The organism is Lentilactobacillus parakefiri (assembly GCF_002157585.1).
Classification (GTDB): Bacteria; Bacillota; Bacilli; order Lactobacillales; family Lactobacillaceae; genus Lentilactobacillus; species Lentilactobacillus parakefiri.
Genome location: NZ_BDGB01000093.1, coordinates 1 through 402, shown reverse-complemented (window position 1 = coordinate 402; position 402 = coordinate 1). Strand labels below are relative to the sequence as shown.

Annotated in this window: 1 protein-coding gene; it reads right to left on the bottom strand. The window is 37.8% G+C overall.

Annotated elements, in window-relative coordinates:
• The coding region (locus LPKJCM_RS09580; protein ID WP_032767623.1) for a transposase at positions 1–223 on the bottom strand (223 nt) is incomplete at its 3' end.
• Positions 224–402 lie beyond the last annotated feature (179 nt).

The window sequence follows — 402 nt, the reverse complement described above, 5'->3', positions numbered from 1 at the left end:
TTTTTAGGATTTCGTTCTCCTCAGACAGCGAAGCCAGTCGCTTTTCCATCGCTTTGATTTCGTCTGGCGATTTACCGGATTGAGTTTTGGCCTGGCCCTGGATCCACTTATGAACTGTTGAATAGCCAATGCCATATTCTCTGGCCAGTTGGGCAGCTGATTCGCCTTGCTTATATAGGTTGATAATGTTTTGTTTGAATTCTTTGTCGTAACGAGTTGGCATGTAAAAATTCCTTCCTTTTGAGAGACGATTTATTCATTATACGCTCTCTTAAAAGTTGTCTCAGGAATCAGCTTACATCCAGTTAGTAGGAAAGAATACTTTTCTTCAAGTAGATGATACGCTTTTTAAACATATAAAAAACGCGTTAAGTAGTAGAGATAATGTTAACATTTTTAAAA